The organism is Acidovorax temperans, assembly GCF_006716905.1.
Lineage (GTDB): Bacteria > Pseudomonadota > Gammaproteobacteria > Burkholderiales > Burkholderiaceae_C > Acidovorax > Acidovorax temperans.
Window position 1 is genome coordinate 140542 of the sequence record NZ_VFPV01000002.1, and the last position, 15667, is coordinate 156208.

Genomic DNA, 15667 nt, shown 5'->3' on the forward strand with positions numbered 1-15667 from the left:
ATTAAATTTTTGTGTCAGAACGCTGCGGTGGTGTTGCAGCGCATTGGGCACGCCCGATAGCCCTGCGCTTGCAGGACGCCGCCGCGTGGCTGGGTAGGGCTGGGGGCATCGCACAGGCCGCGCCGGGGGCAGCCTGGCTTGCCGCCAGCCTTGCGGCTGTGACCGGATGCCGCAGAGTTTGTGCTATCAAAAAAGTAGCTGCTGGCGCTTATCCATTAAGCGCCAGCAGCCATTTTGGCTTGAGGTGTAGCAGCCTCAGTGCCCGGCCCCGAACACTGCCTGCCACAGCGCCAGCACGGCATCGCGCTCGGCTTGCAGGGCAGGGGGCTCGACCTGGGTGGGGGCTTCGTCCAGCCGTGCGCGGTGTTGCACGCGGCGCAGTTCGCGGTAGGCGTTGGCGGCGGCGTGGCCCACGCCTGCGGGCAGCAGGCCGACTTGCTCGGCCCGTTCCAGCAGGGCAATGTTGCCCAGGTTGCCGCGCAGCTCGGGGTGGGCGCCAGATTGCGACAGCACCAGGTACTGCACGGCAAATTCGGCATCGACCATGCCGCCCGGGCTGTGCTTGACCTCAAACATGCCGCTGGGCACCGGGTGGGCGGAGCGCACGCGCTCGCGCATGGTGACGATCTCTTCCTTGAGCGCGCTGGCGTCGCGGGCCGAGGTGATGACGGCTTCGCGCACGGCATCAAAGCGGGCCTGCAGCTCGGGGCTGCCCAGCACGAAGCGGGCGCGGGTCATGGCCTGGTGTTCCCAGGTCCAGGCGGTGTTGCTGCCGCGCTGCTGCTGGTAGTTGGCATAGGCCTCAAAGCTGGTCACCAGCAGACCCGAATTGCCGTTGGGGCGCAGCGCGGTGTCGATCTCGTACAGGTCGCCCTCGCCGGTTTTGACGGTGAGCCAGTTGATGAGCTTGCGCACAAAGGCGGCATACACCTCGGGGGCGCGCTCGTCGTCGTCGTCGAACACAAAGACGATGTCCAGGTCGCTGCCGTAGCCCAGCTCTTTGCCGCCCAGCTTGCCGTAGCCAATGATGCCGAACTGCGGCACCTCGCGGTGGCGGGTTTTCAGGCGGTTCCAGCACCACTGGGTGGTGATGCGCAGCACGCTGTCGGCCAGGGCGCTCAGGTCGTCGGCCACTTGCTCGACGGTGATGCGCCCGCCCACGTCGCGCGCCAGGGTGCGGAAGGTTTCGGCATGCTGGGCACGGCGCAGCAGGTTCAGCAGGGTCTCGTCGTCGTCTTCACCGGTGGACTGCAGCGACTTGAGCCGCTGCGCCAGTTCGCGTTCAAAGTCGGCCACCACAAAGCGCTCGGCCATCAGCGTGTCGCCCACCAGCTCGTCGATCACGCCGGGGTGCTGCAGCAGGTAGCGGGCGGGCCATTTGGCGGCGCCCAGCAGGGCCAGCAGTTGCTGGTGCACGGGCGGGCGCTCCAGCAGCAGGGCCAGGTAGCTTTCGCGGCGCATCAGGGGTTCGAGCCAGTTGGTCAGGCGCCCGGCAGCTTCTAGGCTGCAGCGGCCTTCGCCCAGCCACTGGGCGGTGCGCTGCACGATGCGGAACAGCCGCGCGCGGGCCTCGTCGCGCAGGTTGGCCACGCGCGGGTTGTTGCGCCACTCGGCCACGCGTTCGCGAAAGTCTTCGGGCAGTTGTTCCAGCAGGCTTTCCAGCTCGGGCGGTGGCGGAGCCGATGCCTTGGGGCCGCCGCAGCCGCCGCCGCTGCACTGCTTTTTCTCGTTGCCGCCCAGCAGGGTGTCGAATTCTTGCGCCACCAGCTCGCGGTGGGCGTCCAGCTCGTGCAAAAAGGCGCAGCAGTCAGGGTAGCCCATGGTGCTGGCAATCCAGGCCAGGTCGTCGTCGCGCGTGGGCAGCACATGGGTCTGCTGGTCGTCCAGGTACTGGATGCGGTGCTCCACCTGGCGCAAGAAAACGTAGGCGCTGGCCATGGCGTCGGCCGTTTCCTGCGGCATCAGCCCGGCTTGGGCCAGGCGCTGCAGGGCCTCCAGCGTGGGGCGGCGGCGCAGTTCGGGGAACTGGCCCCCGCGCACCACCTGCAAGAGCTGTACGGTGAATTCAATCTCGCGGATGCCACCGCGCGAGAGCTTCACATCGTTGGCGCGCTCGGGGTGGCCCGCGCTGCGCTTGGCGGCGTGGTCGCGGATCTGGCGGTGCAGCGAGCGCAGCGCATCGAACACGCTGTAGTCCAGGTAGCGGCGGAAGACAAACGGCAGCACCACGCCGCGCAGGGCCTGTACCTCGGGGCTGCCAATGCAGCTGGTGGGGGCCACGACGCGGCTCTTGAGCCACGCAAAGCGCTCCCACTCGCGGCCCTGCACCTGCAAATACTCTTCTAGTGCCGACAGCGAGATGGCGGCAGGGCCAGAGTTGCCGTTGGGCCGCAGGGCCAGGTCCACCCGGAAGACGAAGCCGTGCTCGGTGGTGTCGCCCACCAGGCTGTAGATGGCCTTGACGGCGCGGGCGAAGTATTCGTGGTTGGAGATGCGGCCCCGGCCGCCCTCGATGCCTGCGGTGTCGCCGTCGTGTTCATACACATAGATCAGGTCGATGTCGCTCGACACGTTCAGCTCGCGCGCGCCCAGCTTGCCCATGCCGATGATCCACAACTGCACCGGCTGGCCCTGCGGGCCCAGGGGTGCGCCGTGACGGCTGTCCAGCTCTTCGCGGGCGTGGCGGCAGGCGTGGTCCAGGGCCAGTTCGGCCAGCTCGGTCACAGCGCGGGTGATGTCGCCCAGGGGCGCACGCGCTTCGCAGTCCAGGCGGATGAGCCGCTCCATGACCAGTTGCCGCACCGTGCGCAGGGCGCTGGCCATGTCCACACCCCGCGCGCGCAGGGCGGCCATGGCCTCTTCCATCGTGGCCCGGGTGGGAGCGCCCGGCGGTAGCAGGGCCAGGTCCTGCCCATAGCGGCGGTGCAGCCGCTGGAAAAAGCGCGAATGCTCGGCCTGCCCGTCACTGGGAGCAATGGTGGCGCAGGGGGGAAGGGCGGAGGCAATGTTCTGCATGGCAGGCGCGGCGATCGAAGAAGGCGGAAGGCTGTGGGTGGAACACGTCAGGCGCAACAAGGCCTGCAGGCCGGGCGCAAAGTGCCGGTCAGGGGTGGCAGTACGGGCGTAACAGGGGCTAACACGCTGGCAAAAACCTTGCGGAACCGAGCCCCTGGGGGCGGGTCATAATTCCGGCCACCTTCACGCGCAACATGACCGAATCGACCCCTCGCCCCACCCGCTTGCTCAAAATCGTGGCTGGGTTTGCGCGTTGGTCTTTGGGATTGATGCTGGCCCTGTGGTTGTTGCTGGCCATCGCCTGGGGTGCCCTTCATGGCTGGATTGTGCCGCGAATCGGCGAGTTTCGCCCTCAGATCGAGGCGCAAGCCACGCGGGCATTAGGGGTGGCCGTTCGCATCGGCGAAATCTCGGCCCGTTCCGAGGGGTTGATCCCCTCCATCGAACTGCTGGATGTGGCGCTGCTGGACGGCGAAAACCGGGCCGCGCTGCGCCTGCCCCGCGTGGTGGTGTCGTTGTCGCCGCGCTCGCTGCTGCACTGGGGTTTTGAGCAGCTGTATATCGCCTCGCCCGATCTGGACATTCGCCGCGCCGCTGATGGCCGGATTTTTGTGGCCGGCCTGCCCATCTCGCAAGGCTCGGGCGACAGCAGCGCAGCCACCGACTGGCTGTTTTCACAAGGCGAGGTGGTGATCCGCGAGGGCACCGTGCGCTGGAACGACGAGATGCGCGGCGCGCCCGAGCTGTCGCTGCAGAAGGTGGATGTGGTGCTGCGCAACGGCAACTGGCGCCACAGCCTGCGCGTGGACGCCACGCCCCCCGAGGCCTGGGGCGACCGCTTCACGCTGGTGGGCATGTTCCGCGCGCCGCTGCTGCGGGTGCGTGACAGCAATTGGCAGCACTGGAACGGGCAGTTGTTTGCCCATTTCTCGCGGGTGGATGTCTCGCGCCTGCGCCACCATGCCGATGTGGGCATTGACGTGGCGCGCGGCCGCGGTGCCCTGCGGGCCTGGGCCGATGTGCAGCGCGGCCAGATCGTGGGCGGCACGGCCGACCTGGCGCTGGCCGACGTGCACGCCACCCTGGGCGCGGGGTTGCAGGCGCTGCAGTTGCCCTCCATCGAAGGCCGCCTGGGGGGGCGCCGCCTGCAGGGGGGCTTTGAATTTTCTACCCAGGGGCTGCAATTTGTGGCTGACGATGGCTTGCACTGGCCGGGTGGCAACCTCAAGCTGCAATACACCGAGGCTTCGGGCAAGGCGCCTGCGCAAGGCGAGTTCCGCGCCGACAAGCTGGACCTGGCCGCGCTGGCCCAGATTGCCAGCCGCCTGCCCCTGTCTTCCGCCGCCCACGATGCCATTGCCACCTATGCCCCCCAGGGCATGGTGCAGGAAATCCAGGCCACCTGGAAAGGGCCGCTCGACGCCCTGCAGCAATACCAGGTGCGGGGGCAGGTGCAGGGCCTCACGCTGGCCGGGGCCGCCCCGAAAGAGGCGAACCGTACGCTGGGCTTGCGCAACGCCAACGCGGAATTTGACCTGAACCAGGCCGGCGGCAAGGCCACGCTGGCCATCGAGGCCGGTGCCCTGGTGCTGCCCGGCGTGTTTGAAGACCCCGTGCTGCCGCTGGACGAATTCGGCGCCAATGTGCGCTGGCAGCTGGAGGGCGAGCGCATTGCGGTGCAGGCCAGCGATATCCACTTTGCCAATGCCGATGCCCAGGGCCAGGCCCGCGTGTCGTGGCACACCAGCGACCCTGCCCGCGTGGCGCACGGCTCGCGCTTTCCGGGGGTGCTGGATTTGTCGGGCGCGCTCACCCGGGCCGATGGCACGCGCGTGCACCGCTACCTGCCGCTGAGCATTCCGGCCGAGTCGCGCCGCTATGTCGAGCAGGCGGTGGTGGCGGGGGTGGCCAGCCATGTGGATTTCAAGGTCCGGGGCGACCTGCACGACATGCCCTTCAACGACCCCAAGCGGGGCGACTTCCGCATCGCCGCGAAGGTGAAGGACGTGACCTATGCCTACGTGCCGCCCAGCCTGCAGCCGAACGAAGCGCTGCGCTGGCCGGCGCTCACGCAGCTGGCGGGCGAGCTGATCTTTGAGCGCTCGTCCATGCAGGTGAAGGGGGCGACAGGCACCTTCATGGGGCTGCCGCAAACGCGCCTGACCAAGGTGGAGGCGCAGATTCCCAACCTGGATCGCACCGTGGTGGGGGTGAACGCCGAGGCGCGGGGGCCGCTGTCTGAAATGCTGGGCCTCATGGCCACCTCGCCCCTGGCGCGCATGACGGGCAACGCCCTGGCCCAGGCCAGCGGCACGGGCAATGCCGATCTGCAATTGCGGCTGAGCCTGCCGATCAGCGAAATTGACAAATCCAAGGTGCAGGGCAGCGTAACGCTGGCGGGCAACGAGGTGCGCATCACCCCTGACACGCCCGCCCTGAGCCGTGCGCGCGGCGTGGTGCAGTTTTCTGACACCGGCTTTACCCTGAGCGGTGTGCAAGCCCGCGCGCTGGGCGGCGATGTGCGGCTGGAAGGCGGCATGCGCGCCCTGCCCGCCGGGGCGCCGCCGTCGGAGGCCGCCATCCAGCTGCGCGCGCAGGGTGTGGCCACAGCCCAGGGGCTGCAGCAAACCCCTTCACTGGGGTTTGTGTCGCAACTGGCGCAAAACGCCACCGGCAGCGCGCCCTACAGCCTGGCGCTGTCGTTCCGCCGGGGGGTGCCCGAGCTGCAGGTCAACACCACCCTGCAGGGCATGGCGCTGGACCTGCCCGCGCCCCTGGGCAAGACGGCCGACGCCCAGCAACCCCTGCGCTATGAACAAATGGTGGCGCGCGAATCCCTGGTGCCCGTTGCCGCCGGGGCCACGCCGCCGCCGCTGCGCGATCAGGTCACGCTGGACCTGGGCAGCATCGGGTCGGCCACCTACCTGCGCGATTTGGCAGGCGCCCAGCCCCGGGTGCTGCGCGGCTCGATGGGCGTGGGCCTGCCGGCCGGTGAATCTGCGCCGGTGGTGGCCGAGGGCGTGGCCGCCAACATCCGGCTGGGCCGGGTGGATGTGGATGCGTGGGAGCGTCTGTTGAGCCAGTCCACCCGCGCACCCGGCAGTGCTGCAGGTGGGGCTGCTGGCGGTGCACGCCCCGGCGCCACCGCCGTGATGGGCCCCGGCCCGGCTCCGTCCCCGGCCATGGACTACCTGCCCAACGTGGTGGCCCTGCGCGCCACCGAGCTGTCGGCCCAAGGCCGCACCCTGCACAACCTGGTGGCCGGTGGGCTGCGCGAAGGCAACCTGTGGCGTGCCAACCTGGACGCCTCTGAACTCAACGGCTACGTGGAGTTTCGCCAGCCCACATCGGGCGACATGGGCAATGGCCGCCTGTTTGCGCGCCTGTCGCGCCTGAGCATGCCGCAGAGCGAAGCCACGCAGGTGGAGAACCTGCTGGCCGAGCAACCGGGCTCGTTGCCCGCGGTGGACGTGGTGGTGGACGACTTCGAACTGCGCGGCCGCAAGCTCGGTCGCATCGAGATCGAGGCACAAAACCGTGCGGGCGACGCTGCCCAGCGCGAGTGGCGCCTGAACAAGTTCAACATCACCACGCCCGAGGCCAGCCTGACCGCCACGGGCAACTGGGCCTTGCTGAGCCGTGCCCGGGGTGTGGCCGAGCCGCGCAGCCCCGAGCGGCGCACGGCGCTCAACTTCAAGCTCGACATCCGCGACTCGGGCGACCTGCTGGCGCGGTTTGGCATGGTCAATGTGGTGCGCCGGGGCAAAGGGCGCATGGAGGGGCAGGTGGGCTGGATCGGCGCGCCGTTCAGCCCCGACTTTCGCACCATGGCCGGGCAGATCAGCATCAACATCGAATCGGGGCAGTTTCTGAAGGCTGACCCGGGCCTGGCCAAGCTGCTCAGTGTGCTCAGCCTGCAGTCCCTGCCGCGCCGCCTCTCGCTCGATTTCCGGGATGTGTTCAGCGAAGGCTTCGCGTTTGACTTCGTGCGCGGCGACATGCTGATCGACCAGGGCGTGGCCTCCACCAACAACCTGCAGATGAAGGGCGTGAATGCTGCCGTACTGATGGAAGGCAGGGCCGACATCGAGAAAGAAACCCAGGACCTGCGTGTGGTGGTGGTGCCCGAGATCAACGCCATGACGGCATCGCTGGTGGCCACAGCCATCAACCCGGTGGTGGGGCTGGGCAGTTTCCTGGCGCAGGTGTTCCTGCGCGGCCCGCTGATCGAGGCTGCCACGCAGGAGTTCCACATTGACGGGGGCTGGGCCGACCCCCGCGTGGTGCGCGTGCCCCGCCGCGGCCGCGAGGCCACGGCACCCGCGCAAGGTGCCAGCCCTGCGGCGCCAGGGCCGCAAAATGCCACGCCTGAGCTCCCTAGCACCGGAGACCCCTCATGATGAAAGTCGCTGCGATCCAGATGGTGTCTGGCCCCCGGCCCGAAGACAACCTGGCCACCGCTCGCGGCCTGCTGGAACAAGCGGCGCAGGCTGGTGCCGAACTGGCTGTGCTGCCCGAGTACTTCTGCGCTATGGGCCTGCGCGATACCGACAAGCTCGCCTACCAGGAGAGCTTTGGCGAGGGCCCCATCCAGAGCTTCCTGGCCCGCACCGCGCGCGAACTAGGGCTGTGGATTGTGGGCGGCACCCTGCCCCTGCGCACCACCGACCCCCAGCGCGTGCGCAACACCACGCTGGTGTTTGCGCCAGATGGCCGCTGCGTGGCCCGCTACGACAAGATCCACCTCTTCTGGTTTGACAACGGACGCGAGCAGTTCCATGAAGGCCGCGTGATCGAAGCGGGCGACAACGCTCCGGTGCAGTTCGACCTGCCCGCGCGCGACGGCCACCGCTGGCGCGTGGGCTTGTCGGTGTGCTACGACCTTCGTTTTCCCGAGCTGTTCCGCGCCCATGCCCGCGCGGGTGCGGATGTGTTGCTGGTGCCCAGCGCCTTCACCCATGTCACCGGCCAGGCGCACTGGGAAGTGCTGCTGCGCGCCCGCGCCATCGAGAACCTGGCTTACGTGGTGGCACCCGCCCAGGGCGGTGTGCATGAAAACGGCCGCCACACGTGGGGCCAGAGCCTGGTGGCCGACCCCTGGGGCCAGGTGCTGGCGCAGCAGGCCCAGGGCCCCGGCGTGGTGCTGGCCGACCTGGATCCCGAGCGGCTGCGCAGCGTGCGCCAGCAGTTGCCGGCCCTCACCCACCGCGTTTTATGAGCACCATTTCGCGCGCCATCTGGCGCCGCTTGCGCAGCGCGTGGCGGCGCTGGTCGCTGTGGACCGCCCTGATCGCCCTGGTGGTGTCCATGCTGGTCACCATGGTGTGGCTCGCGGGGCGGTACGAAGCCAGCCAGGTGCAAACGCGGCTGGAGCGTGATGCGGCCGATGCTGTCTCTGATGTGCGCGTGGCGCTGAACCGCAACCTGCAGAGCCTGCAGGCCCTGCACGCGTCTGACCCCGGCCTGCTGGCGTGGGAGGTGGAGGCGGCCGAGCTGCTGCGCTTGCAGCGCGAACTGGTGCGCCTTGAATGGCGCGACAACGCCATGCGCCTGCGCACCCATGTGCAAACACCCTACCGCGCCCTGATGTGGGACCGGGGCATGCGCGAGAACAGCCATTCGGAAGCCAACCAGGCGTGCAGCACCGCGCGGCGCCTCAGCGCCCCTGCATATTCCGGCAGTTACTACCAGCCTCACGCAGACGGGCTCGGCTCCGAGTTGATGGAGCTGTGCTTGCCCCTGAGCGTCAACGGGCGTGCATCGGGCTTTTTGATCGCCACCTATTCGCTGCAATCGGTACTGGCCGACATGGTGGGTGCCAGCCTCACGCGCAGCCAGGAAGCCTCGTTCACCGAACCAGACGGCACCCGCCTGGCCGTGCTGGGCGCCTCGCGCCGGGGCACGCGCATGTTCACCGCGCAGCAGCTGCTGGACCTGCCGGGCACCACGCTGGTGTTGCGCCTGGACACCTGGCACACCGCGCCCAGCGTGTTCCCGAACGTGCTCACGGCCCTGGTCACGGCCATGTCGATCGCGCTGGTCACGGTGGTGGGCGTGCTGGTGCGCGACAACCGTCGCCGACTGCGCGCCGAGCGCGACCTGGGCGATGCGCTGGCGTTTCGCAAGGCCATGGAAGACTCGCTGGTCACCGGCCTGCGCGCGCGTGACCTGCAAGGCCGCATCACCTACGTCAACCCCGCGTTCTGCGAGATGGTGGGCTTCACGGCGCAAGAGTTGCTGGGTTACAGCACCACCGCCCCCGCCTCGGCCCCGTACTGGCCCCCGGAGCGGGTCGAGGAATACCGCCAGCGCCAGGCCCACCGCTTTGCAGGCAGCGTGCCGCCACGGGAGGGGTTTGAGTCCGAATTCATGCGCAAGGATGGAACGCGCTTTCCGGTGCTGATCATCGAGGCCCCACTCATCAACGCCCAGGGCCTGCACACCGGCTGGATGAGCGCGTTTCTGGACATCAGCGAACAGCGCCGGGTGGAAGAGCTTTCGCGCGCTTCGCAGGAGCGCCTGCAGGCCACCGCCCGCCTGGCCACGGTGGGCGAGATGGCCTCGCTGCTCAGCCACGAGCTGAACCAGCCGCTGGCGGCCATCTCCAGCTATGCCACGGGTTCGCTGAACCTGCTGGAGTCGGTGTCCGGCGACCAGCCGGTGCCCTCAAGCCAGGACCTGGAAGACGTGCGCATGGCCATGCGCCAGATTGCGCGCCAGGCCGAGCGGGCGGGCCGCGTCATCAAGAGCGTGCATGACTTTGTGCGCCGCCGTGACCAGGCCCGCGAAGCCGTGCCCGCCCAGCAGCTCATCGAGGCCATCTGGCCGCTGGTGAACCTGCAGGCCCGCAAGCTGGGCGTGAGCGTGCGTACCTCGGTCGAGCCCGACCTGCCCCCTGCGCTGTGCGACCGCACGATGGTGGAGCAGGTGCTGCTCAACCTGGCGCGCAACGCCATGCAGGCCATGGACGACCCCACCATCGCCCCCCGCGTGCTGGACATCCGCGTGCGGCGTGCGGCTTCCAAAGGGCACAGCGGGTGGCTGGAGTTGTCGGTGGCGGATGGCGGCAGCGGCATCCCGGAAGAGGTGGCCAAGAAGCTGTTCACCCCGTTCTTCACCACACGCACCGAGGGCATGGGTCTCGGGCTGAGCATGTGCCGCACGGTGGTGGAGCAGCACGGCGGGTACTTTGGGTTCGCGCCGAACGAGCCGCGTGGTACGGTATTCACTTTCACCCTGCCGGTGAAAATATGACATTCCCGGCGCGGGCTGCGCTGGCGTTCGAGTGGGCGTAACGAACGCAACACCCTCCCAACTGATATTTGCCATGGAACCCGTATCCAACGCGACTGTGTACATCGTTGACGACGACGCCGGCGTGCGCGAAGCGCTGGCCTGGCTGCTGCGTTCGCGCCGCCTGCCCAGCGAATCGTTTGACAGTGCCGAGGCCTTTGAAGCCATGCTGCAGACCCGGCCGCCCCAGCGCCAGCCCTGCTGCCTGCTGCTGGATGTACGCATGCCCGGCATGAGCGGGCTGGCCTTGTTTGATTTGCTGGTGGCGCGGGGCAGCTTGCACACCATGCCCGTCATCTTCCTCACCGGCCATGCCGATGTGCCCACGGCGGTCGATGCCGTCAAACGCGGCGCCTTCGACTTTTGCGAAAAGCCGTTTTCCGACAATGCCTTGGTGGACCGCATCGAGCAGGCCCTGGCCCAGTCGGGCGAGCGGCTGGCCGAACTGCGCGAGCGCAGCAGCCTGCAAGAGCGGCTGCGCGAGCTGACCGACCGCGAACGCGATGTGATGGACCTGGTGGTGGCCGGCTTGCCCAACAAGCTGATTGCCGATCAGCTCGACATCAGCGTGCGCACGGTGGAGGTGCACCGCTCACGCGTGTTCGACAAGATGCACGTCAAGTCGGCTGTCGAGCTGGCCAACCTGCTGCGCACCGGCCACTGAGCGCTGGATTGAGCGCTGGATTGAGCGCTGGTTCAAAACAGCGCTGAACTGCGCCTGAGCGCAGCATTGCCTCAGCGGGCGCGCTCACCCACAAAAATTTCTACGCGTCGGTTGCGTGCGCGCCCTTCGGCGGTGTCGTTGCTGGCAATCGGGTAGCGCTCGCCCATGCCGTCAATGGCAATGCGGCGGCCGTCCACCCCGCGGTTCACCAGGTAGTTGCGGGTGCTGGCGGCGCGGTCTACCGACAAGGGGTTGTTCACTGCTTCGCTGCCCGTGCTGTCGGTGTGGCCCACGATGCGCACGTCCGAATACGGGTTGTTGCGCAGGCCCATCGCAAACTGGTCCAGCACTGGCGCAAAGTTGGGCTGGATGTCAGAGCGGCCCACGGCAAACGAGATGTCGCTGGGGATGTTCAGCATCAGCTGGTTGTCCGCCGTTTGCGACACGGCAATGCCTGTGCCGCGCGTGGCCTGTTCCATCTCGCGCTTTTGCCGCTCCATGTTTTGCGACCAGATGTAGGTACCCAGGGCACCCACGCCTGCGCCCAGCACGGCACCCGTGCCCGCGTTGCCGCCGGTGGCCGAGCCGATCACTGCCCCCGCCAGGGCGCCCACCCCCGCGCCTGTGGCCGTGCGGCGCTGCGTGTCGTCCATGCTTGCGCAGCCCGTGGCCAGAATGACAACGGCGCTGACGCCCAGAAGAATGTGTTTGCGCATGTGTGTGCTCCTTGAAATATTGGCAGTGCAAGGTGGCATCGGCACAGGGTGTGCGGTACGCCTCGCTGTCGCAATGGTCGCGCACCGTCGCCGCGGGCGCCATCAGCACAGGCAGGCACGCGGTGTAGGACAACGCCGCACGTGTCCACGCAGGCGGCGCGGCGCGCCTCAGCCGCCTGGCGTTGGCGGTTTGCGATCGTCCGAGGCTTCGGGGTTCGGGTCCTGGGCGGTCAGATCCAGCTCGCCGCCTTTGCGGCCCGAGAACATCGTCCACCACACAATGGCAATCAGCACTACCAGCGCCAGCAGCGCTTCAAGCAAAATCAGCCCCATGAAATTGACACTCCTGCGCCTGGTCGTAACGGCGCTGATTGTAGGAACGCTCGTTGCCTGCTCCACCCCGCCCGCGCCATCCCCTTCGGCCCCTGGGGACTTGCCGGCCACCCGCCCCACGGCGCCCATGGCGCTGCCCGGCGACACAGGTCCGCTGCCGCCGCCCCGGTCGCAGCCCAAGAGCCGCTGGACGCCCGTGCGCTGGGCCGAGCTGCCCGGCTTTACCGAAGACGCCCTGCACGAGGCCTGGAACGCCTGGATCAAAAGCTGCGAGCGACCCGTGGCGCCGTTCACCGCGCTGTGCAGCGAAGTGCGGCAGCTCAGCATTGCCAGCGGCGACGAGCAGCGCGCCTGGATGATGGCGCGCTTGCAGCCCTACCGCGTGGAAACCACCGACGGCAACCCCGACGGCCTGCTCACCGCCTACTACGAACCCCTGATGGACGCCGCCCGCCAGCCCGGCAACGGCTTCACCGTGCCCATCTACCGCCTGCCCGCAGGTTTTGGAGCGCGCAAGCCCTGGTACACCCGACAGCAGATCGAAACCCTGCCCGAAGCCCAGGCCGCGCTGCAAGGCCGCGCCATTGCCTGGCTGCGCGACCCGGTGGAATCGATGGTGCTGCACATCCAGGGCTCGGGCCGCCTGCGCGTGATGGAGCCCGACGGCTCCACCAGCCTGGTGCGCGTAGCCTACGCTGGCACCAACGACCAGCCCTACGGCAGCATTGGCCGCTGGCTGCTGGACCAGGGCTACACCCGCGACGCCACCTGGCCCGGCATCCGTGCCTGGCTGGCTGCCAACCCCCAGCGCACCAACGAGCTGATGTGGACCAACCCGCGCTATGTCTTCTTCAAGGAAGAACCCCTGGCTGGCATGGACGCCGCCTTCGGCCCCAAGGGCGCGCAGGGCGTGCCCCTCACCCCCGGCCGCTCCATCGCGGTGGACCGCCAGAGCATTCCCTACGGCACGCCCGTGTGGCTGGCCTCCAGCGGCCCCCAGGTGCAATTGAGCCGCCTGGTGCTGGCGCAAGACACGGGCAGCGCCATCCTGGGCGCGGTGCGGGCTGACTACTTCACGGGCTGGGGCCAGGAGGCCGGAGACATCGCCGGGCGGCTCAAGCAGAACCTGCGGCTGTGGGTGCTCTGGCCGAGGTGAGGGTTTGAGGGAATTTGGCCTCTAGCGCTTTTTGGATAAGCGCTGGCAGCTATTAAAAAGAGAGCGGAATTTGTCGCATCCGCCGCGCCTTGCCACCGGTCTCCAGCAGCCCCCTGCTCAGGGGCAGGCGATCCTGATCGCTTCGGTTTCCGTGCGCGGGCCAGTCGCTGAGGCATCTGGCGCCGTCGCAGAGGCAACGCTGGCGGTGTGCAGCCGCTCCCCTTCGATGCGGTAGGCGTACTCGCGCGTCGTGCGGGCCATTTCTGTCCTGACCGTGCTGCCCGCCAGGGTGGTGGCGTACACCTGGGGCCGCACGATCTGGTACTGGTAGATGGTGGTTGCCAAGCCCTGGGTGGTCCGGCAGGTGGATTCGAGCTGTTCTTCCTTGAACCGCAGCGTGCAGCGGCCCGAGCGGTCTTCCAGCCTGGCACCGTCTGCCGTGTGCAGCACGATGGTGGTGGCGCGCCAGCAGCCAAGCAGTGCGGGGTCCGGGGCAGCGGCTTGGGCCCACGAGGCGGTGCAGAGAAGGCCGAGCAGCCAGGGCGTGTGAGCGATTCGGATCATGGGCAGGGATTTTCAACAGGCGGGGCAACGTTGCAGCTTTGTCGGATCGGTGTGCAACGTTGCTATTCTATTGATAGCTGCTGGCGCTTTATCAATAAGCGCTAGAGGCCGAAAACACCCAAACCCCTCACCGCTCCACCGTCCACCGCGTCACCACTGGCGGCGCATCGCCGGTGTGGAAGGCCAGCTTGCGCTCGCGCAGCGCGACGTCCGATGCCGTCACGCGGTCGAAGCGGCGCAGGTGTTCCGTCCACGACTCGTCTTCGATGCGCTCCACATAGCGCGTCGGGTTGCTGATGTCGTGCAGCAGTTGCCAGTCCAGTGCGCCCTGGCGCAGGCGGCTGCGGCGGCTTTCCTGCATCACGGCGCGGAACTCGTTGGCGCGGGCGGGGTGGATGACGTATTCGATGGTGACCACCACGCGCCCTGCCTCGGGCGGCGTCGGGGCCGTGGGGGCCTTGAAGGCGCGGGAGGGGCTCAGGTCTTCCTCGATGGCGCGGTCCGCCACCAGGCGCTGCACCACGGCCATCACGATGCCGCCACTCACGGCCGCCAGGCCCAAGCTGGTGTGCACCTCGGTGAGCGAGGCCACCTGGCCCCACAGCGCCGCGCCTGCGGCGGTGGCACCCATGATGCTCATCTGGTAGATGGACATGCCGCGCGCCCGCACCCAGTTGGGCAGGGCCAGTTGGGCTGACACGCTGAGCGTGTTGGCGGTGGTGATCCACGCCATACCGGCCAGCACCATGGCGGGCACTGCCACGTACACGTTGGGGGCCCAGGCCATCACCCCGGTGGCTGCGGCCTGCACCAGCGTGCCGCGCAGCACCAGCGCATCGCGCGGCATGGCCTGGCGCAGGCGGGGCAAAAACAGCGCGGCCACGATGGCGCCCGCGCCCATGCTGGCCAGCAGCAGCGTGAAGGTGCCCGCGCCACCGCCCTCCAGCCCCTTGGCCACCAGCGGCAGCAGGGCCATGAGGGCCGTGGCGTGCAGGAAGAAGACGGAGATGCGCCACAGCACCGCGCGCATGCGGGGCGACTGGCGCACAAACTGCACGCCCACGCGCATGGCGCTGGGCAGGCGTTCGCGCCCCAGCGGGCTGGGCACGTGCTCGCGCTTCCAGCGCATGATGACCAGGCCCGAGAGCACCGACAGCACGGCGTTGAGCACAAATACCCAGGCGCTGCCCGCGCTGGCGATGATGGCGCCCGCCAGCAGCGGGCCCACGATGCGCGAGGCATTCATGGCCACGCCGTTCAGGGCCAGGGCGGCAGGCAGTTGCGGGCGGCTGACCAGCTCGGGCACGATGGCCGCAAACACGGGCCAGCGCATGGCCAGCCCAATGCCGTTGGCGAAGGTGAGGGCCAGCAGCAGCGGCGCCGTCATGCCGCCTGAGACGATGGCAAAGGCCAGCACCACGGCCACCGCAGCCACCCAGAACTGCGTGGCCATGAAGTAGCGGCGCCGGTCCAGGATGTCGGCCAGCGCGCCGCTGGGCAGGCCCAGCAAGAACACGGGCAGGGTGGAGGCCGACTGCACCAGCGCCACCAGCACGGGCGAGGTGGTGAGCGTGGTCATCAGCCAGGCCGCGGCCACGTCGTTCATCCACATGCAGGTGTTGGCCGCCACCCAGGTCAGCCACAGCATGCGGAACACGGGCACGGACAGGGGCGCGAAGGGCGAGAGGGATGCGTCGGAATGCACGGCCCCGGTCGAGGCGCTTTGCTCCAGGCTGTGCTGGGCGGCTTCTTCGGTGCCCTGGGCCAGGGCCGCGCGCTCGGCGGCGGTGTTCACGCTGGCGGCGGGGGCGGCCGCGCTGGGCGGGGTCGCCGCAGGGGGCACGATGTGGTGGGGGGTGTCGTGGTGTGGCTGGGGTGGCATGTGGCCCCATTGTGCGATGTCCGACCTCGTCCCGCCCGCAGTGC

Annotated in this window: 10 protein-coding genes; 5 read left to right on the forward strand and 5 right to left on the reverse strand. The window is 68.6% G+C overall.

What is annotated here, in order from left to right:
* Positions 1-255 precede the first annotated feature (255 nt).
* On the reverse strand, positions 256-3015 hold the full coding sequence (glnE, locus tag BDD18_RS08820; RefSeq protein WP_142082763.1) for a bifunctional [glutamate--ammonia ligase]-adenylyl-L-tyrosine phosphorylase/[glutamate--ammonia-ligase] adenylyltransferase: 2760 nt from the start codon (positions 3013-3015) through the stop codon (positions 256-258).
* Positions 3016-3209: 194 nt separating this feature from the next.
* Here glnE and BDD18_RS08825 point away from each other — a divergent pair, with 194 nt between their 5' ends.
* From BDD18_RS08825 to BDD18_RS08840, 4 genes are all read left to right on the forward strand, one after another.
* On the forward strand, positions 3210-7415 hold the full coding sequence (locus BDD18_RS08825; protein ID WP_142082765.1) for a YhdP family protein: 4206 nt from the start codon (positions 3210-3212) through the stop codon (positions 7413-7415).
* Positions 7415-8233, forward strand: coding sequence for a carbon-nitrogen hydrolase family protein (locus BDD18_RS08830; protein ID WP_066784658.1), 819 nt, complete (start codon positions 7415-7417; stop codon positions 8231-8233). The genes BDD18_RS08825 and BDD18_RS08830 overlap by 1 nt, the downstream gene beginning before the upstream one ends.
* Positions 8230-10269, forward strand: coding sequence for a two-component system sensor histidine kinase NtrB (locus BDD18_RS08835; protein WP_142082767.1), 2040 nt, complete (start codon positions 8230-8232; stop codon positions 10267-10269). Before BDD18_RS08830 ends, BDD18_RS08835 begins: the two co-directional genes overlap by 4 nt.
* A gap of 73 nt (positions 10270-10342) precedes the next feature.
* Positions 10343-10972, forward strand: a complete 630-nt coding sequence (locus BDD18_RS08840; RefSeq protein WP_066696142.1) for a response regulator transcription factor — start codon at positions 10343-10345, stop codon at positions 10970-10972.
* A gap of 71 nt (positions 10973-11043) precedes the next feature.
* Here the strand turns inward: BDD18_RS08840 and BDD18_RS08845 are convergent, their stop codons facing one another.
* Positions 11044-11688: a YiaD family glycine zipper/OmpA-like lipoprotein gene (locus BDD18_RS08845; RefSeq protein WP_066690632.1), complete on the reverse strand. Its 645-nt coding sequence runs from the start codon at positions 11686-11688 to the stop codon at positions 11044-11046.
* 168 nt (positions 11689-11856) lie between these two features.
* A complete protein-coding gene (locus tag BDD18_RS22060; protein WP_170207388.1) occupies positions 11857-12021 on the reverse strand; it encodes a hypothetical protein in 165 nt (54 codons plus the stop codon).
* On the opposite strand from BDD18_RS22060, the gene mltA reads away from it, so the two are divergent.
* Positions 11969-13177: a murein transglycosylase A gene (gene mltA, locus BDD18_RS08850; RefSeq protein ID WP_142082769.1), complete on the forward strand. Its 1209-nt coding sequence runs from the start codon at positions 11969-11971 to the stop codon at positions 13175-13177. The two genes, BDD18_RS22060 and mltA, sit on opposite strands and share 53 nt — an antisense overlap.
* 117 nt (positions 13178-13294) lie before the next feature.
* Here the strand turns inward: mltA and BDD18_RS08855 are convergent, their stop codons facing one another.
* Entirely contained in the window at positions 13295-13741 is a 447-nt protein-coding gene (locus tag BDD18_RS08855; RefSeq protein WP_142082770.1) for a hypothetical protein, read from the reverse strand.
* A gap of 127 nt (positions 13742-13868) precedes the next feature.
* A complete protein-coding gene (locus tag BDD18_RS08860; RefSeq protein ID WP_142082772.1) occupies positions 13869-15623 on the reverse strand; it encodes an MFS transporter in 1755 nt (584 codons plus the stop codon).
* Between the last annotated feature and the right edge of the window lie 44 nt (positions 15624-15667).

Bases quoted from the DNA above. Each gene is read 5' to 3' on its own strand.
- glnE (WP_142082763.1), bottom strand. From the start codon at position 3,015: ATGCAGAACATTGCCTCCGCCCTTCCCCCCTGCGCCACCATTGCTCCC.
- BDD18_RS08825 (WP_142082765.1), top strand. From the start codon at position 3,210: ATGACCGAATCGACCCCTCGCCCCACCCGCTTGCTCAAAATCGTGGCT.
- BDD18_RS08830 (WP_066784658.1), top strand. From the start codon at position 7,415: ATGAAAGTCGCTGCGATCCAGATGGTGTCTGGCCCCCGGCCCGAAGAC.
- BDD18_RS08835 (WP_142082767.1), top strand. From the start codon at position 8,230: ATGAGCACCATTTCGCGCGCCATCTGGCGCCGCTTGCGCAGCGCGTGG.
- BDD18_RS08840 (WP_066696142.1), top strand. From the start codon at position 10,343: ATGGAACCCGTATCCAACGCGACTGTGTACATCGTTGACGACGACGCC.
- BDD18_RS08845 (WP_066690632.1), bottom strand. From the start codon at position 11,688: ATGCGCAAACACATTCTTCTGGGCGTCAGCGCCGTTGTCATTCTGGCC.
- mltA (WP_142082769.1), top strand. From the start codon at position 11,969: ATGGCAATCAGCACTACCAGCGCCAGCAGCGCTTCAAGCAAAATCAGC.
- BDD18_RS22060 (WP_170207388.1), bottom strand. From the start codon at position 12,021: ATGGGGCTGATTTTGCTTGAAGCGCTGCTGGCGCTGGTAGTGCTGATT.
- BDD18_RS08855 (WP_142082770.1), bottom strand. From the start codon at position 13,741: ATGATCCGAATCGCTCACACGCCCTGGCTGCTCGGCCTTCTCTGCACC.
- BDD18_RS08860 (WP_142082772.1), bottom strand. From the start codon at position 15,623: ATGCCACCCCAGCCACACCACGACACCCCCCACCACATCGTGCCCCCT.